The sequence below is a fragment of the Kitasatospora sp. NPDC052896 genome (assembly GCF_044547075.1).
Classification (GTDB): Bacteria; Actinomycetota; Actinomycetes; order Streptomycetales; family Streptomycetaceae; genus Kitasatospora.
The window spans coordinates 377766-402458 of sequence record NZ_JBITZU010000005.1; the positions used below are offsets into that span (position 1 = coordinate 377766).

Here is a 24693-nt window from a genome sequence, read left to right on the forward strand (position 1 = left end):
ATGCAGCGCATGACGGCCGCCAACGGCTGGAAGATCATCCACCAGGCTCGGGTGAAGGACCCTCGAAGTGGGGAGCACGACGGCCAGTGGCTCGGCTGGGACGGCGAGACCGAGTGGATCGTCGGCCGCCAGTTCACCGGGAAGGAGCCGGACGGCTTCGATCGGAGCGGCGCCTGGTGGTACTCCCACTATTTCGTGGGTAAGCCCAGCGACCACCAGAACCGGGTGGGCGCCGTCGCGGACTACCTGGAGATGGCCGAGAAGACCACCCATGTGTGGACCAGCATCTTCGAGCAGCGTGTCCGGGAGACGATCGACCGGCACTTGGCCGGCCGTGTCCCGGTTGAGAGTACGGCGCTGCTTGCGGCCGGCTGGGCGGAGGGCCAGCGAGCCGGGGGCTCGGCCCTCGGTTCGACCGTTCCGCTGAAGCTGACCGACGCGAAGTACGAGCTGCTGGGCTACCTCCGCCGGACCGAGCACAGCGCTGCCCTCAGCATCACCCCGAACAGCATCACCTACGAGCAGGCTGAGGGGCTGATCGTCGCCGCCACCGGGCCGATCCGGTTCGAGTTCGGCAGGAACACCTACTGGCTGGGCGAGGGCTGATGCAGAACAACGTCCTCCTGCCCTGCGGCCTGACGACCGGATCCGGGCCGACTTACAACAGTGCCGGTCGGCCGGTCACATGTCAGCGCTACCTCTGCGACGCCGAGCCGACCGGCGTGCTGCTCATGCTCGGCAGCGAGGCTGTGGGCCGGGACGAGTGGATGTCCGGCGCCTTCTGCGACAAGCACGGCAAGAACCAGATCAAGCCAGCCGCCGAGATCGACGCGGTCTACGCGCGGGACCCGTTCCCGACTCTGTGGGAGCAGCTTCAGATGGGGCTGTCCGACAAGAGCTGGGTCTTCCGTCCGTTCAACGAGACCGAGCAGGCCGAGATCGACCAGATCATGCGCGGTGAGCTGGTCGAGACGTACATGACCCCCGGGGAGTTCGTCTGGGCGCCTCCGAACCAGCCGTACACCAGCTGACCGAGGCCGAAAAGGGCGCCCCGAGTGGGCGCCTTTCGCGTACGTGGGTGCGCCTGACGATGGCCGTCAGTGAGGAGAGAAAGGAAGTGTGGGCCCGTGAGGAGCGGAATGGTCAGTTATCACGGCCGGGAGGTTCCGGTGACAGAGCCGGTCTCGGAGCTCGCGCCTTACCTGGAGGAGGAGGGCATCGCGTTCACGTGGTCGGAGGACCGCACCGCTCTCCTGGTTGAGGGCGACGAAGGGGCACGCAAGCTCTGGCTGTTCTACGACGGGAGCATGTTCGTCTGTGCCTCCGAGCGCGGCGGGACGGGGTGGGGCATCACCAGTAGTCCGCACTACTTCGCCAGCCTCTTCGCGGGGCACTACCGCCAGATGATCCCCATCTGGAAGAAGTTGCGCCACGACCGGGCATGGGCTCAGCGTCTGACTGAGGCCGGCATCCAGTTCACCTGGGCCTACCAGGGTGAGCAGGAATGGCGTGAGCCTGGCTGGCCGGAAGTGCGGCATCGCTACCTGCTGGCTTTCGAGCGGTCCGGCGAGACCTGGCCGGGGCAGCCGAAGTTGCCGCTGGCAATGTCGTTCCTGTGGTGGGCCGTGCAGCATCAGCACGAGTTCATCGTGCGGCTGTCCGAGCGTGAAGAGCAGGGCAGGGAGCTCCTGGCCGTGATCATGGAACGGCTGCTCGCGTGGACGCGCACGCATCAAGGCATCGAGCAGAAGACGGCGTGGCGTCGTGAGCAGAACCAGCCAGAGCGAGAGGTCGACGCAGCCGCGTTCCGCCTGTGGCTGCGCAACCGGCACGTCGAGTGGGGAAAAGACTGGAGCCCCGTCGTCGACCTGGATCCGGACGTCGAACACCCAGTTCCAGGCGACCAGCTGTGGTGGTGGAACCAGTTCGATGCTGGGCGCCGCGCCGTTCGCGAATTCGGGATGGTCACGTGGCCGGAGCTGCTCGGCCAATGGCTCGCACTCGACAAAGACAAGTGGGGTACCGAGGCGCAGCAGCAGGACTAGCACGAAGGCCCCCGCCTGCACAGGGAGGGATCGCCGGTTCGACTCCGGCTCGGGGCGCGAGCGCCAAGGGATGGCGCCACAACAGAACATCGAAAGGCGGTCAGAAATGACGCTCATCTCCTTGCCGGGTCTGTTCTGCGCGTACTGGAACGGGTCCTCGGACGCCGAGGCGGATCCCGCCAGTCAAGACATCGCCTTCCGGGACTTCAGGGCCGCCTACGACACGGCGACGTTCGACACGTCCGGTGGCTGCCTGCTCGACCTCACGGCGCCGGCAATGCAGTACCTGCGCGACATGGCCGACGGGTTCGCGGGGGCGTGCGGCGGAGGCTCCGACCACACGGACGCCGAAGCGCGTGCCTCGGCCACCCTCATGAAGAACCTCGCCAACGTCCGCGAGGACATCAAGCGCCTGCGCAGTGACGAGGCGCTCGACCTCGCGGACGCGGCCGGCCGGATCGACTATTACGGCCGGGCGACGAGCGGCAAGAAGCCGACACCGAAGGGACGCCCCGCCCGTGTCGAGCTCTGCGCGCGAGGGGTCGTCAAGTGGTTCGACCTGAACAACCCCGCCGGCCGGCCGATGGACACCACTCGCACCGGCTCGCCGGTGTTCGTTGCCGCGTACGAGCTGGAGACCGTGAAGAAGGAGACCAGCTGATGGACAATCAGATGAAGCTCGCCGTCGTGTGCGCGGTGGGTTGGCGCCCGAAGCTCGGCAACGGCGCGTTCGGTGACGTCCAGGTCGAGGAGATGCAGCTCCTGGTCGAGCGGCACGCCGATGAGGTCGGCGACGACCCCTACACCAACCGCTACTACGACCTGTGGCGCGAGGCCATGGAGACCATCTCGGGGCGGCACGGCACACACCGAAACTTCTTCCAGATCGAGAAGATCGAGCCGATCTGCTCGTGTCTCGGGCCGTGCCGATACGCCGAGCGCACCAGGTTCTGGGTCAAGCCAGACGGGGCCGGGTTCTTCCCGGCGGGCCTGTTCGACCACGACCGAGAGTTCGAGCGCGATGGTACGCGGCTGAACGAACCGGCGGCGGCCGGCAGCGCGGAGGACATGACGCTGTTGCTGGAGCACCACCGTCGGACCAACCACCACCGGTAAGGGGAAACGCCATGCGTCACCAGCGGGTCGACTGGGAGGAGGCGTGGATGCACGCGGACCTCCATCACTGGGAGGAGACCGATGTCCGTGAGGGGGGCAATACCGCTGAGGTCCGCGAGCTCGCGTTGAAGCTCCTCGACCTGCGCGAGTCGGAGTTCTACGAGCAGGACGAGGAGAAGCTGTTCAAAGCGCTTGAATTCGCTGCCGAGCGGTGGCCGGAGGGCTTCACTCCCGAGCAACTCGGGAGCATGCACAACGAGGCGGTGCCGGACGAGCCCGAGCTGTGGCTCAGCACCGAGGCGTGGACGGAGGGGTACGAGACCGCCGAAGCCAACGAGTGGCAGCCGTTCCAAGCTCTCCTGGACGGGGGATACGAGGCGGCGATGATGGCCAACCTGTACAGCCGCCCGGAGATCGACAAGGACGCCGCCAAACTCGGCGCCGCGCTGTGGGCGCTGGGTGAGGTCGAGAGCAACTGGACGTTGCCCCAGTTGATCAAGGTGATCGAGTCCTGCCTGGGCAAGACCGAGACCGACGTGGACGCGCTGGTGGCTCAACACATCGACGAGAACTGGCCGGGCTTCCCGATGGAGTACATCGCCGGCACGGAGCAGTTCTTCAAGACGCACGTCCTCGGGGAGAACGAGGTGTGTCTGGAGGGCCCCCAGCCCGGCAACCTCTACTACTTCGACAAGACCCGCTGGTAGAGGGGCAGCCCCGTCGGGAGCAGGTAGCCGGTTCGAATCCGGCGCGGGGCGCGCAAGGACTGCACCACAACTAGACTCGCCTAACTCCGGGCGGGTCTTTGGCATTTCAGGAGGAACAATGAGTCTGCCAGCTGAGGCCCAGATGCGGCCGGACGACACCAGCCCGCCGTTCGCCGACGGCACACCCTGGCATCCGCACTACGAGAACCAGCTCCGGTTCCTCAACCTCACGCTGATCTCCAAGCCCGACGAGCGGTGCAGTCAGATCGGCTTCGTCATGTTCGACACCAGCGGTTTCGGCACGACGGCGGCCACGGTCTACTACAACCAGGACCGGGGGAAGTTCTGGGCCAACCTCTGGGACAACGGCAGCACCAGACTTCGCGAGAACGTGCAGCAGGTGCTGGAGGACGTCGCCCGGGTGTACCTGCTCGGCTCGCTCGGCGAGAAGCACCCGATCCTCGCGGCGGCCTACGCCCACGCGCGGCAGCGGAAGGAGGAGAGGCACCGCGCCCACGCCCAGGTGCCGGAAGGCAAGAACGCGCATCAGTACAAGAAGGTGCAGCTGGCCGACGCGGCCGAGCAGGAGGCCATGGACATGCTCGCGGTCGTGCTCGACGCGGCCGGCTACGACATGGCCGGCTACGACGGCCGACCCAGCGCTGACCTCGCCCGGCCGCAGCTGGACCGCTGGATCGAGCGCAAGGAGACGGCGGCCCTCCGGCGGGCTCTCGGCCAGGTGGATTCCAGCGGGTGACAAATCGCCGGTCAGCGTCACTCTCGTGGCCGGCAGACAGCGATTTTCCCAGCAAGTTGACTCGATCGGGAGCCCCAACTCGGGGCTCCCTTCAGTGTTTTGAGACAGGAGCGCGGTCGTGAACAAGTGCGACGAGGACCCGCTGTGCCAGGGCAACGAGGAGATCACTCTCTTCGCCTACGTCCGCCGGGACCAACACGGAGTGCTGTACCTGCACGAGCTGAACCCCCACGACGTGCAGAGCGTCGAGCACGACGTCGATGAGGACCACGCCCATGCTGTGACCGCCACGGTTGAGCAGCACGACCGCATGCTGCCCGAGCTGGAGGCGCTCGCCGAGCAGGTCGTGAAGCCGCGCCTGATCACCGTCACCGACCGGGACATGAACGGCGGTACGCACACCTCGATCTTCATCAACGGCATCGAGGTGGAGGAGCACGAGTACTACACCGTCGACCCCGGCGCCGACTTCTACACCAAGTCCCACATCACCCACGAGTGGGCGATGGAACAGCTTGACCGCGACGGCCTGCCGGCTGCGGTCCAGGCGAAGATCCGCGAGATCGTCACGAACTACCACGAGTGCTCCGACGCGTGCACCAACAACGAGACCAACGAGGAGAACTGACTATGAAGAAGTGCGGGCTGGGCCTGATCGTCACCAGCATCGAGAAGACCGGGTCCTGATGGCCGCGCCGGGGGCTTTCCGGGTAATTCTCTACCCGATGGGCGAGGACCCGGCCTGGGTCCGTCCACTGCTGTACAGCAGGTCCTGCTGCTGGGATCACGCTCAGCGGTGGAAGTGCATGGTCGGCCGGATGTACCCGGACCCCCAGACCGACGAGATGCGCCAGGTCGGGCTCGTCGAGCTCTGCGTCGTTAAGGACCAGAAGGTCGGACCGCTGCTCTTGTGGTCGGGCCGCGCCACCGACGTACCTCAGCAATAGCACCACAGCAGCACTCAACTGGGCGGCCTCGGCTGCCCTTTCGCATTTCCAGGGAGGGAACCATGGAACTCGCGCTCGTCTTCCAGTACCCGGATCTCTTGGCCAGAGGCGATGACACTCTCGTCATGGTCGTCGCTGACGGCGAGACGGAGCAGGAGGTGTACGCCAGGGCCTGGACGGCCGCATGGGCGCAGATGGCTCGCGCACCGCAGCCTCTTCCGGTCCAGCCCAGGGGCGTGCCGGCCGCCAACTTCGACCGGCCGTATGTCGACATCCGGGGCAAGGATTGGTACCAGGACGGCCGTGTGCACTGGGGTGTTCTACTGCCGAGCTATTACCGGCTGCTGGAGCGCGTCAATTTCCATCCGGGGCGCCGCTTGGCGTATACCCCGGTCGGCATCGGCCAGGAGAAGTCCCTGTGGCTCGTGGATCGGCTCGGCGGCCGGTGGCCCGAATATCTGATCTTCCCGGCCGACTCGCGGTCTTTCAGCCGGGAGGAGGCGATCGAGAACGTGAAGGGGCCGGCTGACCGACTCCGGGCGCGCTTGTTGGAGATGGGCTGCGTTCTGAGTCCCCACGAGAAGCAGCAGCTGCACGAGATCCGCGACCAGTTGCGCAAGTGACCTAACGGATTCGACGGCGCCCGGAGCCCCGTGTGGGTGTTCGGGCGCCGGCGTGTCCGGAGGTACGGAAGATGCGACACACGAGAGGAGGCCGGCCCCGACCCGTACCAGTTCGAACGCTACCCAAGAAATCGTCCAAGTAAGGAGTCCTCGTGCCCGCCAAGAAGACCGACACCTACAGCACCCTCAACCGGAACGGCCTGGTCGTTTCCGGCAGCGTGCTGGAGCTGCACGTCGATGTCTTTCCCGCCGTCCACCGGCCGGCCATCAAGGCCTGGCTCGCGGAGATGCCACCGTCAGCCCGCTTCGCCGGCTGGGTCGATGAGCGCTACGTCCTCAACCGCCATCAGCTGCGCTGGGCCTTCGACGGCTCGAAGTACACCGCCGCCGGCCTCGTCGCCCACATCGTGCACCGTGCACTCGGCCCCAACCAGGAGATCACCATCTCCGGTTGGCACCTCTGGATCACCAGTGGCGGCACGAGTCTGTTCGAGTTGGCGCACCAGCGACCCAAGAACTGACACACACCCCGCCGATACCTAACCAAGAAAGAGAGCGCATCGTGGCGTACCACAAGACCCCCAGGCCGGCCGGCGAGTACTTCCGGTTCGGCGCCCTGTGCTTCGACGTCGACAAGGCCCAGCAGATCATCGCCCGCAAGCCTCGCGAGGCGGTCGAGCAGCCTGTGGCCGAGTGGGCGAAGGCCTACCACATCAAGAGTCTCCTGCCTGACGCCGAGCCTGACCACCGCGTCATCGTGCTCGGCCCCGATCCGCGCACGTTCAATCGCGCGTACGCGATCACGACCGACCTGGAGCTGCCCGTCATCATCGCTATTCACGAGAAGCAGCGCCTGCTGGTCGACGGCTGCAACCGGCTCTACAAGCACTACGTCGGCGGCAGCACCACCATGTCGGCCTTCATCCTCACCGAGGCCGAGACCAGGGCTATCCGCATCTCCTAGACCACCGTCCGAGGACAGCACCAGAACAGGAAACGCAGTGGTAGGAACCAAGCACACGCTGGTCGAGCACGAGGCCCTGGATGGGGTCGTCGTGACCGCCTGCGTGTCCGACACCAAGCTGTTCGACAAGATCGAGGCCCACGGCGGCGCGCTCTACGACACCATGCAGGAAGCCGATGCGGTGGCTGACCGGATCAACGAGAAGTACGCGGCCGACGGCGGCATCGTCCCCGACCTCCTCAACGGCGCCCACATGTCCGGATTCACCAAAAAGGTACGCGTTAGTGGCCAGCGCCTGTACATCCCGATCAGGACAGGGCCGGGCACCTCCTGATGAACCTCGCCGGTGCGCCGGCGGGGGGTGGGTACCGCGCAGCACCTGGGACACGGACAATGATCCGTATGACCAGGACCCCGAAGGACATCGCGAACCAGCGCTACGACCGTCGGTACAGCTACCTTGACGACACCGGAGAGCTCCGCCGGATCTCTGAGTCGGCCGTCAAGCGACTCGCAGTCGTGGCAGCGAACGCGCCGGTCGGCCACACCGACGGCTACTCCTGGAACAGCGCTCAGGTGCGCAACGCTGAGGAAGCTGGCCTGTGGACAGTCGAGTGGACTGGGCCCAGGGCCTGGAAGATTACGGAGCTGACCGCGCTCGGCACTCGCGTCCTATCCGATATCACCGGGCAACCTTGACCCCTGAAGAATCTCGAAAGCCCTCGCGCTCTTCGGTGAGCACGGGGGCTTTCGCATGCGATCACTTCCAAGAGCCCGCAATTCCGCGCTCCTTATTTCACGGAAGGAAAACTCTATGGCACAGCGCGTGCAGATCATCCTTGAGGATGACCTCGACGGGGGCTTGGCGGACGAGACGGTCCTGTTCGGCCTTGACGGGGTGCCCTACGAGATCGATCTCAACAAGGGCAACGCGCAGAAACTGCGCGAGCTGCTCGCCCCGTACGTGAAGAAGGGGCGGAAGCCCACGCGACAAGGCACAGCATCGTCACGTCCGCCTCGATCGTCCGGTCAGCCCAAGGTCATGCGGGACTGGGCGAAGGCCAACGGTCTCAGCGTCGAGGGCCGGGGCCGCATCCCTGGGCCAATCAAGGAGGCGTTCGACGCGTACCAGCAGGGTGACGAGTCCCGCTTGGAGGAGCTCAAGAAGATGCCGCTCTACTCGGACACGGCGCTGCTCGCCGGCCAGGACGAGGAAGACCCCGGGGCGCCGGAGCAGACCGATGCCCCCGCTGAACCGGATACCCAGGCCCCGGGGCTCGCACCGGTCGACATCAGCGATGAGGAGAGGCAGCACGCTGCCGAACTCTTCAAGCGGAAGAAGGTGAGCGAGCGGCAGCTTGACTGTCTGCGAGCGGCCCGGGACAACGGGGGCGAGTTCGTGCGGCAGGGCTCCTCGGTGGCGGCCGTCATCAAGGCGCTTGAGAGGAGCAAGCTGGGCACTGACGGCCGCATCAACGGGGCCGGCCTGGCCTACTTGGAACTGGTCGAGGCCGCACAGTTGGCCGACGCCTGAAGCACGCTGTGCGGCCCCGGGTGCACTGGGCGCCGGGGCCGCTCTGGCCTAACCTCTCTCGGCGTCCAAGAGAGCCAACGCGGCGAGACCTGCCCCCGTGATACGCCCTCCAGCCGCGAAGCCCTTGCGTTCAAGCCCTGCGATGCTGGCTTGGGTCTTGGGATTCGGATCCGGTGGGAAAGGCCCACTGTTCTTCGCGGCCTCGCTCAGGTTCTTGATGGCTGCCGGCGAGAGCTTTCCGTAGAAGCGGTGGGCCGTGTCCAAGTCATCCTGTGTGACCTCCGGCAGCTCGGATCCACCGGCTTCCTGGAGAATTTCGATTTCCCCATCCGAATGCTCAGCCAACCGTTCCGGGCCGGGCTGGAATTCTCGCTCGAACTGATCCCGGATGTGCTGGGGGATCTTGCCGCGAGCTGGCACATGAAGCCTGCGTTCGCGAGCCCATGCGCGGATATCACTCGGAGCTACGTGGTGTGCCTCGGTGCCTACTTCGCGAGCAGCCGCCACATAGGGGGCCATCTGCTCCTCGAATTTCGCCAGGTTGTCCGATGACAGATCAATCTCGTAATTCTTGCCGCCCCAGCCGAAACGTACGGGCTGCGCGGGGGATGACTGGTCGAGGTCGTCTTGCCGAACGAGGTTCAGTGCCATGACTCTCCAGTCCTATGAGCTGCCCGGGCTGCCAGGCATGGTAGTCGAACCTGGGAAGGATGTAACGAAGCGAGCGGAGGCGGTCCTAGTCTCCGAGCCATGCCGGCTACCCAAAGTGCCCCCCCTGTTACTCATGGCATCTGATGGCATGTCATAGACAAAGCCGCAGGTCAAGCACCATGTACGACGCTGTGTCAAGAGCTGATGGGCCATCTGAGTGAATCGATGAGTTCGACAAGTTGGTTATCTTTTTTTGACCTTTTGGCCCCTCATGGGATGTATGGTCCTGGCACCAAGATCCTCCAGCGAGGGAGCGAGAACCATGCGCCCGTCCCTGTCTGCGTCCACCAAGGCTGCCATCCGCGAGTTCATCAACACCAACCCCACCTTCGCGGACTGCCGTCGAGAGAAGCGCCACGTGTTCCCTAAGGGCGCTGCGACCGCCATGACCATCCCGAAGAACGAGGGCGGCGGCTGGCTGGTCACTGAGGAGTGTGACCGCTGCGGAACCTTCCGTCGCGTGACGTGGGACCAGTACGGCCGTCGCACCAGCGGCCTGCGCTACGAGTGGCCCGATGGGTACCGCGAGGACTTCCAGTGCTTCATCGGCGACGACGACGCCGCCGCAGCGCTGAACCTTCACTGGATCAAGGGGCTCCCGAAGCTCAAGGCGCCGGCCACCGTCCATCAGCTGCCGGTGCGAAAGGTCGCCTAGCCAGTGAGCCGGTTCCTCATACCCGCGTGTGCGCTGTGCCGGTACTTCGGCGATCCGGCGTATCCCGCTGCGGTCCACCGCACCATCGCTCGCGACGGCGGCCCGTTCATGAGCACGGACCTCTGCAAGCCCCATGACACCCTTCTGATGGGGTTGTTGGGCGGTGCTCTGTACGACGAAGGAGAGTACGCCGAACCCGCAGCTTCGGCGCCTCAGGTCAGCCACGAGGAGAGCGGTGCTCCGATACCCATTGGGGACGTGCTCCGCACAATTCAGCAGGCGCCCCAGGAGCCGCTCCCGCTTGACGGGTTGGCGTTGCCGGCTGAGGAAGCTCCGGTGGAACCGGAGCCCTTGTCTGTCCTGTGCAAGGACTGCGAGCCGGCGGCCAGGGTGGAGTACAGCCGTCGCGTCGACCACGCCCGCCACGTCCACAAGACGAGCGTAAGTAGGGTCATCTGGACGACGGTCGACGCTGATCCGCTGCCCTTCCCCTGCGAAGAGCATGATCAGTGCGAGCAGACCGGGTTCGGCTACTACTCGGAGCGTGGCCTGCTCAACCACATCAAGGGCATCGCGCCGCCGTCGCGGGCGCTCCATAAGAAGAGCGCCGCCGCACCCAAAGCGGCAGCGGCCAAGCCCAAGGTGAAGCCCGCGAAGCGCGGGGCCCGGAAGGATGAGCCCCAGGTCGTCTGTCCGGAGGAGCACGGTGCCGGCTCGGAGGTGCCGTTCCACGTCAGCCTCCGGAATCGGCAGAGCCACGCCCGTAGCCGGCACGGAGTCGACGCCCCGTACATCGCGTGGGAAAACCCGCACGGAGTCGAGCTGCCGGTCCTGTGCTTCGAGCACAAGTCCTGCGCGGACGCGGGAGGCTTCGGTTTCCCGTCCGCACTGTCGCGCCAGACCCATTCCACTAAGAGCCGGGGCTGGGCGAAAGCCGAGAGTAAGGACGAGGAGCCCGTAGCACCTGCACAAGCCGCCTGACACACGAGAGCCCCGATGGTAGCCGCTCGCCGTTCGGGGCTCTCGTATGTGCAGATGCAGTTAGCTGTGTGCCGGTCCGCGCGCGGGGGCGACAGGCGCTCCCGGAGCGGAGTAGTCGTAGCGGTCGCGCATCACATCTCTGAACCACCCGGACGGCTCCGCAACAAGGGGCTCCCAATCGCGAAGAGCCCGAAAGGTCGCAGGCCCTCGCTGGAAGCACCAAGCGCCGACCACATCCCACCTGAACGCCTGCTCCAGTGGCCCGAGCAGGAGGGTAAGGCGCTCGTTGTAAAGCATGGGCGAGACGAATGCCGTGTAGCTCTCTTCGGTGCGCCATAGCCACGCATGGTGCTCTTCCAGCCACGGATACCTCACGCCGTCGACTTCGGCGTCTTCGCCGTGCTTCATGTAGTCCACGGCGGCATCGTAGCGACTCGTCCGAAACTGACCTAAGGTCAGAAGGATTTTCGCTTCACCTGTTCGGCGCATGTGCGTGATTTTTCAGCCCGGTATACCTGTAGCTACCGCTTCGTGCCGGCTGATACAGGGGTGGAAATGGCCGCTGGTGGATCGAATCGACTGCTGACGCCTGACGAGGTTGCCGAGCAACTGAACATTACAAAGCGCGTCCTCATGGCGGAATACCGTCGATGGGGCCTCAAGCCCACGCGAGTCGGCCGGCACGTCCGATTCCGTGAACGCCACGTAGAAGCGTGGATCGAAAATAACACTGAGCGGTAAGGAGGGGCTTTGGCGTCCATCAATAAGGAAGACTGCGATTGTCCGCGCAGGGAGAAGTCCTACTGTGCCCACAAGCCGTACGTGGTCACCTACAGGACACCTGGGGGGAGGGAATCGGGGCGGCAACTTGAGCAGCGCTTCAAGACCTTCAAGGCGGCTGAAGCATTCGCCATCAAGGTTGAGCGCGACAAGGACCTCGGCGTATTTGTGGACCCGCGCAAGGCCAAGATGCTCTTCTCCGAGCTGTGGGCCGAATGGGTGAGCATCGGAAAGCTGGAGCCCAGCACGCTCGTCAACTACGCCAGCGTGTACAAAAATCACTTCGAGGCCCGGTTTGGGGTCATGCAGATTGGCAACGTCTCAAAGGAGGACATCAACGACTGGGAGAAGTGGCAGAACGCCGAGGGCTACAAGCCTTACGGGATTCAGGTCCGCCGAAACCTGCTGTCCAGTGTCTTCGGATTCGCGGTAGCGGCCGAGTACATCGGGCGAAACCCGTGCAAGAAAGCGAACCCCCGGAAGACGTCGGGCAAGAGCGCCTACAAGCCAGTGCGGGACGAGGACATCCCAACTGTCGAGGAAATGCTGGGCCACATTGCGGAGCAGTCGATGATTCTTCGCTCTGTGCACTGGGGTATGGCCGCCAGCGGTATGCGGCCGGGTGAGGCGTTGGCTATCGCGGATCCTGCCATTCTGTGGGAGGACAAGAAGATCCTCGTCAGTCATCAGGTGACAGGCCACGGCGTTCGTGAGGTGACGGGCAGCAGTCGTGGTACGAAACGCGGTACTGCGGTGAAAAAGGGGACGAAGCACCGGGAATTCGAGGATGCCCGGCACACGCCGGCTCCGCAGGAGGTTCTCAATGCCTACGACCGCCACATCGAGCATTTCGGCACCTGGGGTGATGAGAAATGGCTCTACGAGTCCCCGCGCGTACCCCAGCAGCACCCCTCCTATGACTGGCTCCTGCGCGAGTATCACCGCGCTGGCGAGAAGGCGGGAATTTCGCCGGAGAAGAATATCCCCAAGGCGGCTCGGCACTTCTTCGTGAAGCAGTGCATTGCCGCTGGTGTCCACTTGTACGAAATCGCCATGTGGGTTGGGCATCGTGATTCGAGAACTACGGAGGTCGTGTACGGGCACCTCACGAAGAACTCGTACCGTCGTGGTGCAAGCGCACTTGAGCTCCGACTGCGCACTGACCTCGCCGATATGCGAGGGACGATTGAGGCCCGCGAACTGTTCGAAGTCAAGCGGGATGAGGACGAGGAGGGCGAGGAGGACGGCTAGGCGGCCGTTGTGTAGGCGTGCTGGCGATGTGCTGGCTTTTTCATGATCGCTAGGACGTCCTGGCAGGTCGCAGCTTCCTGATCGTTGTGCTGGAAGTTGTACCTCTGCATGTCGATCGACCACGAACGGTCCCCGACGATGTAGAGGCCGTTGTCCACTCCGGCGAAGAGCTCCTCGGTGGCCGGGCCGTTCGGGGCCGGCTGGAGCGAGACGTTGGCCATCCGCTGCACCGGGACGTGCGCGGGGGAGTCGGCGTAGGCGCACCCGTTGGAGCGGCCCAGACCCTTCAGCCTGGCCATCCGGCGGTCCAGCTGGTAGCCGGTCAGGATGCCGTCGGTGACCAGGTCCCAGGACTGGGTGGCGACGCCCTCGTCGTCGTAACCGATGGTGGCCAGGCCGTGCTCGGCGGTGCGGTCGCCGGTCACGTGCATCAGCTCGGACCCGTAGCGCAGCGTGCCGAGTCGGTCGAAGGTGGCGAACGAGGTGCCGGCGTAGGCCGCCTCGTAGCCGAGCGCGCGGTCCAGCTCGGTGGCGTGGCCGATCGACTCGTGGATCGTCAGCCAGAGGTTGGTCGGGTCGATCACCAGGTCGTAGACGCCGGCCTCGACGCTGGGGGCCTTGACCTTCTCGGCCAGGTACTCGGGCAGCCGGGCCAGTTCGCCCGCCCAGTCCCAGCCGGTGCCCCGCAGGTACTCCCAGCCCCGGCCGGCCGGCGGCGCGACGGTGCGCATCGACTCGAAGGCGCCGGTCCGCTCGTCGACCGAGGTGGCCTCCAGGTCCGGGTGCAGCCGGATCCGCTGCTGGGTGGTGACGGTGCCCGCGGTGTCCGCGTAGAACTTGTTCTCCTGCACGGTCAGCAGGGAGGCCTCGACGTGCGAGACGCCCTCGGCGGCCAGCAGCCGGCTGCTCCAGTCGGCCAACAGCGCGGTCTTCTCGGCGTCCGGGACGTCGAAGGGGTTGATCTCGTACGCGGAGACCCAGGTCACGTCGGGGTGCACCGGCTCGTCGGCCAGCTCGACCCGGTCGCCGCCACCGGCCGCGCGGCTGACCTCGGCGGAGAGCCGGGCCACCGCGACCGCCTGCTCGGCGACCCTGGCGGCGGAGTCCGTGGTGAGGTCCACGCCGGCCGCGAAGCCCCATGCGCCGTCCAGCAGGACCCGTACCGCGAAACCCAGTTGGACCGTGTCGGTGGTGCCGGCCGGGCGCGCGTCGCGCAGTCGCCAGGAGGCGCTGCGGACCCGTTCGAGTCGGAAGTCGGCGTGGCTGACACCGAGTTGGCGGGCTCGGTCGAGCGCGGCGGCGGCCAGCGGGCGCAGCGGCAGGGCGAGGAACTGTGGATCGACGGCCTGGCCGTCGCGGTGGGCGCTGCGCGGTGTCGGCGGCATCGGACTCCCTGAGCTGCGGGCGGCGCACCGCCGGCGGGGGATCGTGACGGCGGTGCGGGCGTCCCGGGCAAGGGCACCCGCACCGCATCATGTCCTGTCACCGGGTTGTTCGGCCAGGCGATTTCGCGGTCGGCGTGGCGGACCGGACGCTCAGGCCAGGCCCTCCCACCAGTGGTCCAGCTCCGGCGGGTCGGCCACGTCCACCCGCTCGCCGGGGCGCGGCACCACGAGCGGGACGCCCTGCGCCTTGGCCTCCCCGACCAGCCGCTCGATCGGCTCGGACCACCGGTGCAGGCCGAGGTTGAAGGTGCACCAGTGGACCGGCACCAGCAGGCCGCCGTCGAGGTCCCGGTGCGCCAGCACGGCGTCCTCCGGGGTCATGTGGATGTCGGCCCAGGCCGCGTCGTACGCGCCGATCTGCACCAGCGAGGCGTCGAAGGGGCCGTGCTCGGCACCGATCGCCGCATAGCCCTCGAAGTAGCCGGAGTCGCCGGTGTAGAAGACCTTGCGGGTCGGTCCGGCGATCACCCAGGAGCCCCAGAGCGTGGTGTTGCGGGTCAGTGAGCGGCCGGAGAAGTGGTGCGCCGAGGTGAGCGTGACGGTGAGCTCGCCCAGCGTGCAGGTCTCGTTCCAGTCCAGCTCGATGATCCGGTGCTCGGGTACGCCCCAGCGGCGCAGGTGGCCACCGATGCCGAGCGGCACGGCGAACGGCGCGGACTGGCTGCGCACCAGCCGCTTGACGGTCGGCATGTCCAGGTGGTCGTAGTGGTCGTGCGAGATGAGCACCACGTCGACCGCCGGCAGCTCCTCCAGCTCGACCGGGACCGGGTGCAACCGCTTGGGGCCCAGGTGTTCCGAGGGGGAGCAGCGGTCGCTCCAGATCGGGTCCAACAGCACCCGGGCGCCCTCCAGCTCGACCAGTGCGGAGGCGTGGCCGTACCAGACGATCTCCACGCCCTCGGCCGGCGGGCGCCCCTCGCCGTCCGGCCGGACGGTCGGCACCGGGAGCACGGGGGTGCGGCCGGCCCGCTCGAAGAGCATCCGCCGCACGGTGGCCCGGTCGACGGTGGGGCCCTCGGCGGCCCGGGCCAGCGTGGAGGGGGTGTTGTGGAAGGTGCCGTTCGCGAACTGCGGGGAGTTCCGGATCCGGGCGTCCCGCTCGGGGTCGGGCCGGCGGCCGAACGCGGCCGGGACATCGCGCAGGGCCCAGGCCGCGGCTCCCGCCGCGGCGGCCAGCGCGGTGAGGGCCAGCAGCCGGCCCCGGTGCCTGGAGATCGTGGGGTCTGCCTCGGTCATCGGGGCTCCGTCCTGGTCGCTCTCGGTGCGGAGGTGCCGCGCACCGTGAGGGCAACGGGCCTGGCGGCCCGGTTGTTCCCGATCACTAGGATGGATCCGTCCGTGGTCCGGGGCGTGGCCGGATGGTTGTCGGAAGGTGACAGTTCCGCAGCTCATGACCTGTCGAGGCTCGATGCGCCGAGGCCCGGAGCCGACCGATAGCGTCACATTGCGTACGTTCTCCACGTACCGAAACGAACGTACCGACCACGAACTAGGAGAGGTGACACCGTTGAGCCGCTCGGTTCTCGTCACCGGAGGTAACCGGGGCATCGGCCTCGCCATCGCCCAGGCCTTCGCCGAGGCGGGCGACAAGGTCGCCATCACCAGCCGTTCCGGGGAGGTCCCCGAGCAGCTCGCGAAGTACGACGTGCTCGCGGTCCGCTGCGACATCACCGACGCCGCCCAGGTCGACGCCGCCTTCACCGAGATCGAGGGGAAGAACGGTCCGGTCGAGGTGCTGGTCGCCAACGCGGGCATCACCAAGGACGTCCTGATGCTGCGGATGACCGAGGACGACTTCACCCAGGTGCTGGACACCAACCTCACCGGTGCCTTCCGGGTGGTCAAGCGCGCCTCCGCGAAGATGCTGCGGGCCCGTCGCGGCCGGGTGGTGCTGGTCTCCTCGGTGGTCGGGCTGACCGGCTCGCCGGGCCAGGCCAACTATGCCGCCTCCAAGGCCGGCCTGGTCGGCTTCGCCCGTTCGCTGGCGCGCGAGTTCGGCCCGCGCGGCGTCACCGTCAACGTGGTCTCGCCCGGCTTCGTGGACACCGACATGACCGCGGTGCTCAGCGAGGAGCGCCGCCAGGAGATCGTCGCTGGGGTGCCGCTGGCCCGTTACGCGGCGCCGGCCGAGATCGCCGCAACCGTGCGGTTCCTCGCCTCCGACGAGGCCGCGTACATCACCGGAGCCGTCATTCCCGTGGACGGCGGATTGGGCATGGGTCACTGATCACATGAGCGGAATTCTTGAGGGCAAGAGGATCCTGGTCACCGGTGTGCTGATGGAGTCCTCCATCGCCTTCCACACCGCCAAGCTGGCCCAGGAGCAGGGTGCCCAGATCATCCTGACCGCCTTCCCCCGGCCCAGCCTGACCGAGCGGATCGCCAAGAAGCTGCCGGCCCCGGCCAAGGTGCTGGAGCTGGACGTCACCAACACCGAGCACCTGGCCGGCCTGGCCGACCAGGTCCGCGCCGAGCTCGGCGGCCTGGACGGCGTGGTGCACTCGATCGGCTTCGCACCGCAGGACGCGCTCGGCGGCAACTTCCTGAACACCCCGTGGGAGTCGGTCGCCACCGCGATGCACGTCTCGGCGTACTCGCTGAAGTCGCTGACCATGGCCTGCCTGCCGCTCATGGAGGGCGGCGGCTCGGTGGTCGGCCTGACCTTCGACGCCCAGCTGGCCTGGCCGCAGTACGACTGGATGGGCCCGGCCAAGGCCGCGCTGGAGGCCACCTCCCGCTACCTGGCCCGTGACCTGGGCAAGCAGAACGTCCGCTGCAACCTGGTCTCGGCCGGCCCGATCAAGTCGATGGCGGCCAAGTCGATCCCCGGCTTCGACCAGCTGGCCGACACCTGGAACCACCGCTCGCCGCTGGAGTGGGACGTCACCGACCCCGAGCCGGCCGGCCGCGGCGTGGTCGCCATGCTCTCGGACTGGTTCCCGAAGACCACCGGCGAGATCGTCCACGTGGACGGCGGGCTGCACGCGATCGGCGCCTGACACCCCCCGGTACGCCGCTGCCCCGGGCACCCTCGGTGTCCGGGGCAGCGCGGTGTCCGGGGTGGGTCAGCCGCGATCGGCCCGTTCGCACGCGCCGATCACGTTCGACGACTCCATCGAGGCCGCCACCGCGTCGCCGGCCCGGATCGCGGCCAGGATCCGGTCGTGCCCGACGTACCGCTCGGGGGAGAGCACCGGCCCGACGTCCTGCCGCAGGTGCGCCCGCAGCACCTCGCCCAGGTCCGCGTAGAGCGCGGCCAGCACGTCGTTGTGGGCGGCGGCCACCACGCTCTGGTGGAAGGCCGCGTCCGTCTGCACGAAGCACTCCGGGTCGCCGCCGAACCAGGCCTCCTCCCGCCGGGCCAGCGCGTTCTCCATCAGCACCAGGTCCCGCTCGGTGCGCCGGGCGGCGGCCAGCGCCGCGGCCGAGGCCTCCAACGCCGAGCGCAGCTCGGCCACCTGCGCCTGGTCGGCGTCGGAGAAGCGCCGGTGCATCACCCCGGCCAGCTCGCTGGTGGCCAGCACGTAGGTGCCGGAACCCTGCCGGATGTCCAGCAGCCCGTTGTGCGCCAGTGCCCGGACCGCCTCGCGCACGGTGTTGCGCGCCACCCCGAGCTGCTCGACCAGGGCGGCCTCGGTCGGGATGCGCGAGCCGACCGGCCACTCGCCCGAGGTGATCTGGGCCCGCAGCTGGGCGATCACCTGGTCGGCCAGCGGGGTGCGCCGGGGCGAGGACAGCGTCATGGGACTCCTTGGTCGGGCGAAGGGCTGAAGGGCTGCGGTGCCTTTGGCACCATCTTCTCTCTCCCGCGCTTCGCTAATTCATCCCATCATTCTATGATGCTCTTCATGTCCAGCGCAGCAGAGACCACCCTCGCGGCCCGCACCGGCGAGCAGCCGCCCCCCGACCGGCCTCGGGCCCGCCTGCTCGGCGGGCTGCTCGCGACCGCCGTCGCGGTGGCCGCCTTCAACCTGCGGCCGGTGGTGACCAGCCTCGGGCCGCTGCTCGAGGAGGTCCGCACCAGCCTCGGGATGAGCCCGACGGTGGCCGGGCTGCTCACCGCCGTGCCGTCGATCTGCTTCGCGCTGTTCGGCTTCGCCGCGCCCGGGCTGGCCCGCCGCTTCGGCCCGACGCTGGTGGTCACCGCCGGCATGGGCGCCATCACGCTCGGGGTGGCGGCCCGCTCGTTCGCCGGCGGGACGGCGCCCTTCCTGCTGCTCACCGCCGTCGCACTGGCCGGGGTCGCGGTCTCCAACGTGCTGATCCCGGTCGTCATCAAGCGGTACTTCCCGGACCGGGTCGGCCCGATGATCGGCCTCTACTCGATGGCGCTCTCCGGCGGCACCGCGCTGGCCGCCGCCGTCACCGTGCCGCTGACCGACGCGCTCGGCGGCAGCTGGCGGCTCGGCCTGGGCATCTGGGCGGTGGCCGGCGGGGTCGCGCTGCTGCTCTGGCTGCTCACCGTGGCGCTGCGCCGGGACGGCCGCGCGGCGGCCGACGGCCGGAGCCGGAGCGCCGACCGGCTGCCGATCCTGCGCAGCCCCACCGCCTGGGCGCTGGGCCTCTTCTTCGGCCTGCAGGCCACCAACGCCTACGCCACCATGGGCTGGCTGCCGCAGATCTACCAGGACGCCGGAATCTCCGCCGGCACCTCCGGGCTGCTGCTCGCGGCCACCATGGCGATCGGCGTGCCGGTCTCCTTCCTCCTCCCCAACTGGGCCGCCCGCCGCGCCGACCAGCGGGTCTTCGTGGTGGCGCTGGCCTGCTGCGGGATCGCCGGCTACCTGGGCCTGGCCCTCGCCCCGGCGGCCGGCGCCTGGCTCTGGGCGCTGCTGGCGGGCCTGTCCAACTGCGCCTTCGGGCTCACCCTGACGATGATCGGTCTGCGCGCCCGGACCAGCGGCGGGGTGGCCCAGCTCTCCGCCTTCGCCCAGGGCGTCGGCTACCTGATCTCCATCCCCGGGCCGATCCTGGTCGGCCGGCTCTACCAGGGCACCCACGGCTGGCAGGTCCCGCTCGGCTTCCTGGTCGCGCTGCTCGTCCCGCAGCTGCTGATCGGCCTGCGGGCCGCCCGGGCCCGGCACATCGAGGACGAGGTCGGCTGAGCCGCCCGCCGGGCCGGAAGGTTCAAGCGCAGGTCAAGCAGTGCACCCCGGGAGCCGGGGGAGCGGCGCCCGGGTGCCACACTCGTACCCATGCCTGTCCTCGATCCCAACCCCCAGAACAGCCAGAAGAAGCTCCTCGGGCTGTTCGGCATCATCTTCGGCCTGCTCGTGGTGGTCTCCATCGTGGCGACCATCGCGCAGTCGATGGGCTGACGTCCGGTCACCCCACCACCCCCGCGGGTGGCGGGGTCCGGGAGCGCCGCGCCCCGGTCGGGCTTTTCTGCCAAGCTGGCGGAATGAGCGTCGACACGTCCCGCAGGATCATCGTGCTTCGGCACGCGAAGGCCGACTGGCCGCAGGTGGCCGACCACGAGCGCCCGCTCGCCGACCGCGGTCGGCAGCAGGCGCCGGTCGCCGGTCGCTGGCTGGCCGACTCCCGGATCAACCCCGACTACGTGCTCTGCTCCAGCTCGGTGCGGACCCGGGAGACCTGGAAGCTGGCCAGCCACGAGCTGCCCAAGCGGGCCCGCCGGACGGTCTTCGAGGAGCGCATCTACGACGCGACCGCCGGCGAGATCATCGAGGTGCTCAAGGAGACCCCCCAGGACGTCCACGACCTGTTGCTGGTCGGCCACAACCCCGGCGTGCAGAACCTCACCGAGGTGCTGGCCGGGGGCGAGAGCATCGGCGGCACGCTGGCCGAGCTGCGCCAGCGGGGCTTCCCGACCGCGGCCGTCGCCGTGCTGGCCTTCGACGGCTCCTGGAAGACGGTGGAGCCGGGCATCGCCAAGCTGGTCTCGTTCTTCGTGCCGGACTGACCGGACCGGGGGGTGCGGGAGCGCCCCCGCACCCCTGCTCGGGCGGTGACTACTCGGACGGGGTGCCGTGCAGCTCGTCGGCCGCCTCGACCTCCTCACGGGTGATCCCGAGCAGGTAGAGGACGGTGTCCAGGAACGGCACGTTGACCGCGGTGTCGGCGGCCTCGCGGACCACCGGCTTGGCGTTGAAGGCCACGCCCAGGCCGGCCGTGTTCAGCATGTCCAGGTCGTTGGCGCCGTCACCGATCGCCACCGTCTGCTCCAACGGCACCCGGGCCTGCGCGGCGAACCGGGTCAGCCAGCGGGCCTTGCCGGCGCGGTCGACGATCTCCCCGGTGACCCGGCCGGTGAACCGGCCGTTCTCGACCTCCAGGGTGTTGGCGGCGGCGAAGTCCAGCCCGAGCAACTCCACCAGGTAGTCGGTGACCTGGGTGAACCCGCCGGAGACCACGGCCACCTGGTACCCCAGCCGCTGGAGGGTGCGGATCAGGGTGCGCGCCCCCGGCGTGAGCCGGACCTCGGTGCGCACCTTCTCCACCACCCCGGCGTCCAGCCCGGCCAGCAGCGCCACCCGGGCCCGCAACGACTCCGCGAAGTCCAGCTCGCCCCGCATCGCCGCGGCCGTCACCTGGGCCACCTCGGCCTCGCAGCCCGCGTGCGCGGCGAAGAGCTCGATCACCTCGTCCTGGATCAGCGTGGAGTCGACGTCCATCACCACCAGCCGCTTGGCCCGGCGCTCCAGGCCCGCCGAGACCACCGCGACGTCCACCCGCTGGACGGCCGCCTCGCGGGCCAGTTCCGCCCGCAGCAGCTCGGGGGCCACCCCGGAGACCGCCAGCTCGACCGCCGTCACCGGGTACTTGGCCAGCCGGAACACCCGGTCGATGTTGCCGCCCGCCTCGGCGACCCGGGCGGTCAGCGCGGAGACGGCCGCCGCGGTGAGCGGATGGCCGAGCACGGTGACGTGCGAACGGCCCTCCCGGCGTGGCCGGTTGTCACCGGTGCCGGAGATGATCTCGGCCTGCAGCTTCTGCTCCTCGGCCCACCGGTGCACGGTGGAGCGCAGGCCGCCCTCCGCCCCCGGGGCGCCGCCGGCCGGCGGCGTGACCAGTGCGCAGAGCGTTATCCGGCCACGCGTGACGACCTGCTCGATGTCGATCACGTCGACGTCGAAGGCCGCCAGGGTGGCGAAGAGGCCGGTGGTGATACCAGGACGGTCCTTGCCGAACACCTTGACCAGCAGGGTGCGCTCGTCTTCGGCGGTCCGGGGCTGCGGTGGCATGGGATTCATGGTGTGCCCCACGCTACCTGGCGGGGCGGACGGATTCCGGGACCGTCCGTCACGTGGACCGTGACATGGTTTCCGCCAGGTCACAGTCGGCGGGGGCGACTTTCCGCCGTCCTGGCCGAGCTGGAATGATTACCCCCCGTCAGAAGCGATAATTCACCACTCTCCCCTCGGGGAGGACCACGGGTCTCCCCTCGGGGAGAACCACGGGGGACCGAGAGAGCGGGGCAGGCGGAACAGTGCCGCAACTCGTACTTGAGATCAACGGGCAGTACCGGACACTCCAACCGGGGGAGCCTTACACCATCGGGAGGGACCCGCAGTCGAGCTTCCCGTTCGACGACGCCCGGGTCTCGTGGCGGCACGCCACCATCTCCTACGACGGTGGTGGCTGGCTGTTGGAGGACCACGGCAGCACCAACGGTACCTACCTGGGCGGGGCGCGGACCCAGCAGACCCGGCTCGCACCCGGAACGGTGATCAACCTCGGCAACGCCGAGAACGGGCCGCGGCTCAGCTTCAGCGCCCCGGCCGCCGCGCCCGCGCCGGCCGCGACGGCGCCCGCCGGCGCGGGCGTCGGACAGGCCTGGCAGCAGCCGGCGCCGGCGTACGACCAACAGCCCTGGCAGCAGCCGGCGCCGGCGTACGACCAACAGCCCTGGCAGCAGCAGGTCCAGCCGGGCCAGCCGGCAGCGCAGGCCGTTCCGCCGCAGGCCGCCCAGCAGTGGGCCCCGCCGCCGGCGCAGCAGCAGCCGGCGCAGTCCGGGCCGGGCGTCCAGCCGCGGCAGGCCGTTCCGCCGCAGGCCGCCCAGCAGTGGGCCCCGCCGCCGGCGCAGCAGCAGCCGGCGCGGTCCGGGCCGGGCGTCCAGCCGCGGCAGGCCGTTCCGCCGCAGGCCGCCGCCCCGGTGGCCGGCGAGCGCAACCCGACGATGATCCGCAGCCTGACGGCCGGGATGCGAGTGATCCGGATCGGCCGCGCGCTCGACAACGACATCGTGGTCTCCGACCTCCAGGTCTCCCGCCACCACGCCGAGCTGCGCCAACTGCCCGACGGCCGCTACGAGATCGTCGACCTCGGCTCGCACAACCGGATCTACGTCAACGGTCAGCCGGTGCAGCGCCAGCTGCTCGGCCCGCAGGACCGCCTGACGGTCGGCCACTCCTCGTTCCAGCTGGTCGGCGACCAGCTGCAGGAGTTCATCGACAACGGCCCGGTCTCCTTCTCCGCCCACCACCTGACCGTCGAGGTCGAGCACAAGGGCGCCAAGAAGGTGCTGCTCAACGACGTCAGCTTCGGCGTGCCGGAGAAGTCGCTGGTCGCCGTGATCGGCCCGTCCGGCTCCGGCAAGTCCACCCTGCTGCGCGCGCTCACCGGCTACCGCCCGGCCGACCGCGGCGAGGTGCTGTACGACGGCCGCAACCTCTACAAGCAGTTCGCCGAACTGCGCCAGCGGATCGGCCTGGTGCCGCAGTCGGAGATCCTGCACAAGGAGCTGACCGTCCGCACCGGCCTCAAGTACGCGGCCCGGCTGCGCTTCCCCGGCGACACCGAGCCGGCCGAGCGCGCCCGCCGGATCGACGAGGTGCTCTACGAGCTGCGCCTGGACAAGCGCGCCGACAACCGGATCACCGCGCTCTCCGGCGGCCAGCAGAAGCGCGTCTCGGTCGCCCTGGAACTGCTCACCAAGCCCTCGCTGATCTTCCTGGACGAGCCCACCTCGGGTCTCGACCCGGGCATGGACCGCGAGGTCATGCAGATGCTGCGCGGCCTGGCCGACGACGGTCGGACGATCCTGGTGGTCACCCACTCGGTGGCCGAACTCGCGCTCTGCGACCGGCTCCTGGTGATGGCCCCGGGCGGCTCGGTGGCCTACTTCGGCCCGCCGGACGAGGCCCTGCACTTCTTCGGCTACGAGACCTGGGCGGACGTCTTCCAGGCCTTCGAGAACTACCCGGACCACGACTGGGCCGGCCGCTACCGCAGTTCGGTGCACTACCAGCAGTACTCCGCGGACGTCGACGCGGTGGCCGTGCAGCAGCACCAGTCGGCGCCGATCGCCCAGCAGCAGATCCACCCGCCGAAGCCGCAGAGTTACGGCTCCCAGCTGTGGACGCTGATCCGCCGGTACTGCTCGGTGATCGCCTCCGACAAGGGCTTCCTGGCGCTGTCGGTGCTGCTGCCGGCGGTGCTCGGGGTGGTCAGTACCGTCGTCCCGGCCACCTACGGGCTGCAACCCAACCCACGCGGCTCCAACAACGCGGCCGGCACCATCATGCTGGTGCTGGCGATCGGGGCCTGCTTCTCCGGCGCGGCCAACTCGGTCCGTGAGCTGATCAAGGAGCGGGCGATCTACGAACGGGAACGCGCCACCGGCCTGTCCAGGTCGGCGTACCTGATGTCGAAGATCATCGTGCTGGGCTTCTTCAGCATCCTGCAGGGCACGATCATCGCGGCGGTCGGCTTCTCCACCCGCAAGCTGCCCACCGAGGGCCTGATCTTCAAGAACGCCCCGGCCGTCGAGATGGCCATCGGCATCATCCTGCTCAGCTTCGCCTCGATGATGTTCGGCCTGGTGATCTCCTCGCTGGTGAAGACCGCCGAGAAGACCATGCCGCTGCTGGTGATGTTCGCCATCGTCCAGGTGGTCTTCACCGGCTGCCTGTTCCAGCTCTTCGACAAGGCCGGGCTGGCCCAGTTCGCCTGGCTGATGCCGGCCCGCTGGGGCGTCGCCGTGGTCGGCACCACGCTGGACCTCGGTCACCTGATGGTGCTCGACCCCACGCACCTGAACGAGCATGACGGCCTGTGGAAGCACAGCGCCCTGCAGTGGTCCGTCGACTCGCTCGCGCTGGTGGCCATCTCCACCGCGCTGGCCTTCCTGGTGCTGCGTCTGTTGCGCCGGCACGAGCCGGAGGTCATGCAGCAGGGCTGACCGCGCCTCAAGCACCCATGACCTGGGCGGTTC

30 protein-coding genes and 1 pseudogene are annotated in these 24693 nt (G+C 68.3%); 25 read left to right on the plus strand and 6 right to left on the minus strand.

Annotated elements, in window-relative coordinates; all coding sequences use genetic code 11:
• From ACIGXM_RS14615 to ACIGXM_RS14685, 15 genes are all read left to right on the plus strand, one after another.
• Complete coding sequence (locus tag ACIGXM_RS14615; protein ID WP_396560606.1) at positions 1 to 606, plus strand: hypothetical protein; 606 nt, start codon at positions 1 to 3, stop codon at positions 604 to 606.
• Entirely contained in the window at positions 606 to 1031 is a 426-nt protein-coding gene (locus tag ACIGXM_RS14620; RefSeq protein WP_396560607.1) for a hypothetical protein, read from the plus strand. Before ACIGXM_RS14615 ends, ACIGXM_RS14620 begins: the two co-directional genes overlap by 1 nt.
• Positions 1032 to 1139: 108 nt before the next feature.
• A complete protein-coding gene (locus tag ACIGXM_RS14625; RefSeq protein WP_396560609.1) occupies positions 1140 to 2045 on the plus strand; it encodes a hypothetical protein in 906 nt (301 codons plus the stop codon).
• Between the two features lie 70 nt (positions 2046 to 2115).
• The gene (locus ACIGXM_RS14630; protein WP_396560611.1) at positions 2116 to 2706 is read left to right on the plus strand and encodes a hypothetical protein; all 591 of its coding nucleotides are present in this window, start codon (positions 2116 to 2118) and stop codon (positions 2704 to 2706) included.
• A complete protein-coding gene (locus ACIGXM_RS14635; protein ID WP_396560613.1) occupies positions 2706 to 3161 on the plus strand; it encodes a hypothetical protein in 456 nt (151 codons plus the stop codon). The genes ACIGXM_RS14630 and ACIGXM_RS14635 overlap by 1 nt, the downstream gene beginning before the upstream one ends.
• 11 nt (positions 3162 to 3172) lie before the next feature.
• Entirely contained in the window at positions 3173 to 3868 is a 696-nt protein-coding gene (locus tag ACIGXM_RS14640) for a hypothetical protein (RefSeq protein WP_396560615.1), read from the plus strand.
• A 118-nt stretch (positions 3869 to 3986) separates the two neighbouring features.
• The gene (locus tag ACIGXM_RS14645; RefSeq protein ID WP_396560617.1) at positions 3987 to 4625 is read left to right on the plus strand and encodes a hypothetical protein; all 639 of its coding nucleotides are present in this window, start codon (positions 3987 to 3989) and stop codon (positions 4623 to 4625) included.
• A 118-nt stretch (positions 4626 to 4743) separates the two neighbouring features.
• On the plus strand, positions 4744 to 5253 hold the full coding sequence (locus tag ACIGXM_RS14650) for a hypothetical protein (protein WP_396560619.1): 510 nt from the start codon (positions 4744 to 4746) through the stop codon (positions 5251 to 5253).
• Positions 5254 to 5350: 97 nt separating this feature from the next.
• The gene (locus tag ACIGXM_RS14655) at positions 5351 to 5572 is read left to right on the plus strand and encodes a hypothetical protein (RefSeq protein WP_396560621.1); all 222 of its coding nucleotides are present in this window, start codon (positions 5351 to 5353) and stop codon (positions 5570 to 5572) included.
• 62 nt (positions 5573 to 5634) lie between these two features.
• The gene (locus ACIGXM_RS14660) at positions 5635 to 6195 is read left to right on the plus strand and encodes a hypothetical protein (protein ID WP_396560623.1); all 561 of its coding nucleotides are present in this window, start codon (positions 5635 to 5637) and stop codon (positions 6193 to 6195) included.
• 152 nt (positions 6196 to 6347) lie between these two features.
• Positions 6348 to 6716 carry a hypothetical protein gene (locus ACIGXM_RS14665; RefSeq protein ID WP_396560625.1) on the plus strand — a complete coding sequence of 123 codons (369 nt, stop codon included), beginning with the start codon at positions 6348 to 6350 and terminating at the stop codon, positions 6714 to 6716.
• A 41-nt stretch (positions 6717 to 6757) separates the two neighbouring features.
• Positions 6758 to 7159, plus strand: a complete 402-nt coding sequence (locus ACIGXM_RS14670) for a hypothetical protein (protein WP_396560627.1) — start codon at positions 6758 to 6760, stop codon at positions 7157 to 7159.
• Between the two features lie 37 nt (positions 7160 to 7196).
• On the plus strand, positions 7197 to 7493 hold the full coding sequence (locus tag ACIGXM_RS14675; RefSeq protein ID WP_396560629.1) for a hypothetical protein: 297 nt from the start codon (positions 7197 to 7199) through the stop codon (positions 7491 to 7493).
• A gap of 68 nt (positions 7494 to 7561) precedes the next feature.
• Positions 7562 to 7858 carry a hypothetical protein gene (locus ACIGXM_RS14680; RefSeq protein WP_396560631.1) on the plus strand — a complete coding sequence of 99 codons (297 nt, stop codon included), beginning with the start codon at positions 7562 to 7564 and terminating at the stop codon, positions 7856 to 7858.
• 115 nt (positions 7859 to 7973) lie between these two features.
• A complete protein-coding gene (locus ACIGXM_RS14685; RefSeq protein ID WP_396560633.1) occupies positions 7974 to 8693 on the plus strand; it encodes an Lsr2 family protein in 720 nt (239 codons plus the stop codon).
• Between the two features lie 48 nt (positions 8694 to 8741).
• Here ACIGXM_RS14685 and ACIGXM_RS14690 read toward each other — a convergent pair whose 3' ends face one another.
• Positions 8742 to 9344: an Lsr2 family protein gene (locus ACIGXM_RS14690; protein WP_396560635.1), complete on the minus strand. Its 603-nt coding sequence runs from the start codon at positions 9342 to 9344 to the stop codon at positions 8742 to 8744.
• A gap of 322 nt (positions 9345 to 9666) precedes the next feature.
• Between ACIGXM_RS14690 and ACIGXM_RS14695 the strand changes: the two genes are divergently transcribed.
• Entirely contained in the window at positions 9667 to 10059 is a 393-nt protein-coding gene (locus tag ACIGXM_RS14695; protein ID WP_396560637.1) for a hypothetical protein, read from the plus strand.
• A gap of 3 nt (positions 10060 to 10062) precedes the next feature.
• Complete coding sequence (locus ACIGXM_RS14700; protein WP_396560638.1) at positions 10063 to 11040, plus strand: hypothetical protein; 978 nt, start codon at positions 10063 to 10065, stop codon at positions 11038 to 11040.
• 60 nt (positions 11041 to 11100) lie between these two features.
• Here the strand turns inward: ACIGXM_RS14700 and ACIGXM_RS14705 are convergent, their stop codons facing one another.
• Positions 11101 to 11457: a hypothetical protein gene (locus tag ACIGXM_RS14705; RefSeq protein WP_396560640.1), complete on the minus strand. Its 357-nt coding sequence runs from the start codon at positions 11455 to 11457 to the stop codon at positions 11101 to 11103.
• Between the two features lie 138 nt (positions 11458 to 11595).
• On the opposite strand from ACIGXM_RS14705, the gene ACIGXM_RS14710 reads away from it, so the two are divergent.
• Positions 11596 to 11781 (plus strand): helix-turn-helix domain-containing protein, encoded by a 186-nt coding sequence (locus ACIGXM_RS14710; protein ID WP_396560642.1) that lies wholly within the window; start codon positions 11596 to 11598, stop codon positions 11779 to 11781.
• 9 nt (positions 11782 to 11790) lie between these two features.
• Entirely contained in the window at positions 11791 to 13071 is a 1281-nt protein-coding gene (locus ACIGXM_RS14715; protein ID WP_396560643.1) for a tyrosine-type recombinase/integrase, read from the plus strand.
• Between the two features lie 77 nt (positions 13072 to 13148).
• Here ACIGXM_RS14715 and ACIGXM_RS14720 read toward each other — a convergent pair.
• Together ACIGXM_RS14720 and ACIGXM_RS14725 are read right to left on the minus strand one after the other, a co-directional pair.
• Positions 13149 to 14456 (minus strand): annotated as a pseudogene (locus ACIGXM_RS14720) (TldD/PmbA family protein); the annotation flags it as partial.
• A 150-nt stretch (positions 14457 to 14606) separates the two neighbouring features.
• Positions 14607 to 15752 (minus strand): MBL fold metallo-hydrolase, encoded by a 1146-nt coding sequence (locus ACIGXM_RS14725; protein WP_396560644.1) that lies wholly within the window; start codon positions 15750 to 15752, stop codon positions 14607 to 14609.
• 271 nt (positions 15753 to 16023) lie between these two features.
• On the opposite strand from ACIGXM_RS14725, the gene fabG reads away from it, so the two are divergent.
• Together fabG and fabI are read left to right on the plus strand one after the other, a co-directional pair.
• Positions 16024 to 16743 carry a 3-oxoacyl-[acyl-carrier-protein] reductase gene (fabG, locus tag ACIGXM_RS14730; protein WP_396560645.1) on the plus strand — a complete coding sequence of 240 codons (720 nt, stop codon included), beginning with the start codon at positions 16024 to 16026 and terminating at the stop codon, positions 16741 to 16743.
• A gap of 4 nt (positions 16744 to 16747) precedes the next feature.
• Positions 16748 to 17515, plus strand: a complete 768-nt coding sequence (gene fabI, locus ACIGXM_RS14735) for an enoyl-ACP reductase FabI (protein WP_396560647.1) — start codon at positions 16748 to 16750, stop codon at positions 17513 to 17515.
• A 66-nt stretch (positions 17516 to 17581) separates the two neighbouring features.
• Here the strand turns inward: fabI and ACIGXM_RS14740 are convergent, their stop codons facing one another.
• Complete coding sequence (locus tag ACIGXM_RS14740) at positions 17582 to 18259, minus strand: FadR/GntR family transcriptional regulator (RefSeq protein WP_396560648.1); 678 nt, start codon at positions 18257 to 18259, stop codon at positions 17582 to 17584.
• A gap of 105 nt (positions 18260 to 18364) precedes the next feature.
• On the opposite strand from ACIGXM_RS14740, the gene ACIGXM_RS14745 reads away from it, so the two are divergent.
• The 3 genes from ACIGXM_RS14745 to ACIGXM_RS14755 all read left to right on the plus strand — a co-directional run bounded on the left by ACIGXM_RS14745 (position 18365) and on the right by ACIGXM_RS14755 (position 20439).
• Positions 18365 to 19621, plus strand: coding sequence for a CynX/NimT family MFS transporter (locus ACIGXM_RS14745; protein WP_396560650.1), 1257 nt, complete (start codon positions 18365 to 18367; stop codon positions 19619 to 19621).
• A 90-nt stretch (positions 19622 to 19711) separates the two neighbouring features.
• The gene (locus tag ACIGXM_RS14750) at positions 19712 to 19834 is read left to right on the plus strand and encodes an SGM_5486 family transporter-associated protein (RefSeq protein WP_396560652.1); all 123 of its coding nucleotides are present in this window, start codon (positions 19712 to 19714) and stop codon (positions 19832 to 19834) included.
• A gap of 83 nt (positions 19835 to 19917) precedes the next feature.
• The gene (locus ACIGXM_RS14755; protein ID WP_396560654.1) at positions 19918 to 20439 is read left to right on the plus strand and encodes a SixA phosphatase family protein; all 522 of its coding nucleotides are present in this window, start codon (positions 19918 to 19920) and stop codon (positions 20437 to 20439) included.
• A 49-nt stretch (positions 20440 to 20488) separates the two neighbouring features.
• On the opposite strand, the gene serB is transcribed toward ACIGXM_RS14755, so the two are convergent.
• Positions 20489 to 21730 (minus strand): phosphoserine phosphatase SerB, encoded by a 1242-nt coding sequence (gene serB, locus ACIGXM_RS14760; protein WP_396560656.1) that lies wholly within the window; start codon positions 21728 to 21730, stop codon positions 20489 to 20491.
• 236 nt (positions 21731 to 21966) lie between these two features.
• Between serB and ACIGXM_RS14765 the strand changes: the two genes are divergently transcribed.
• A complete protein-coding gene (locus ACIGXM_RS14765; protein WP_396560658.1) occupies positions 21967 to 24660 on the plus strand; it encodes an FHA domain-containing protein in 2694 nt (897 codons plus the stop codon).
• The last annotated feature ends 33 nt before the right edge of the window (positions 24661 to 24693 follow it).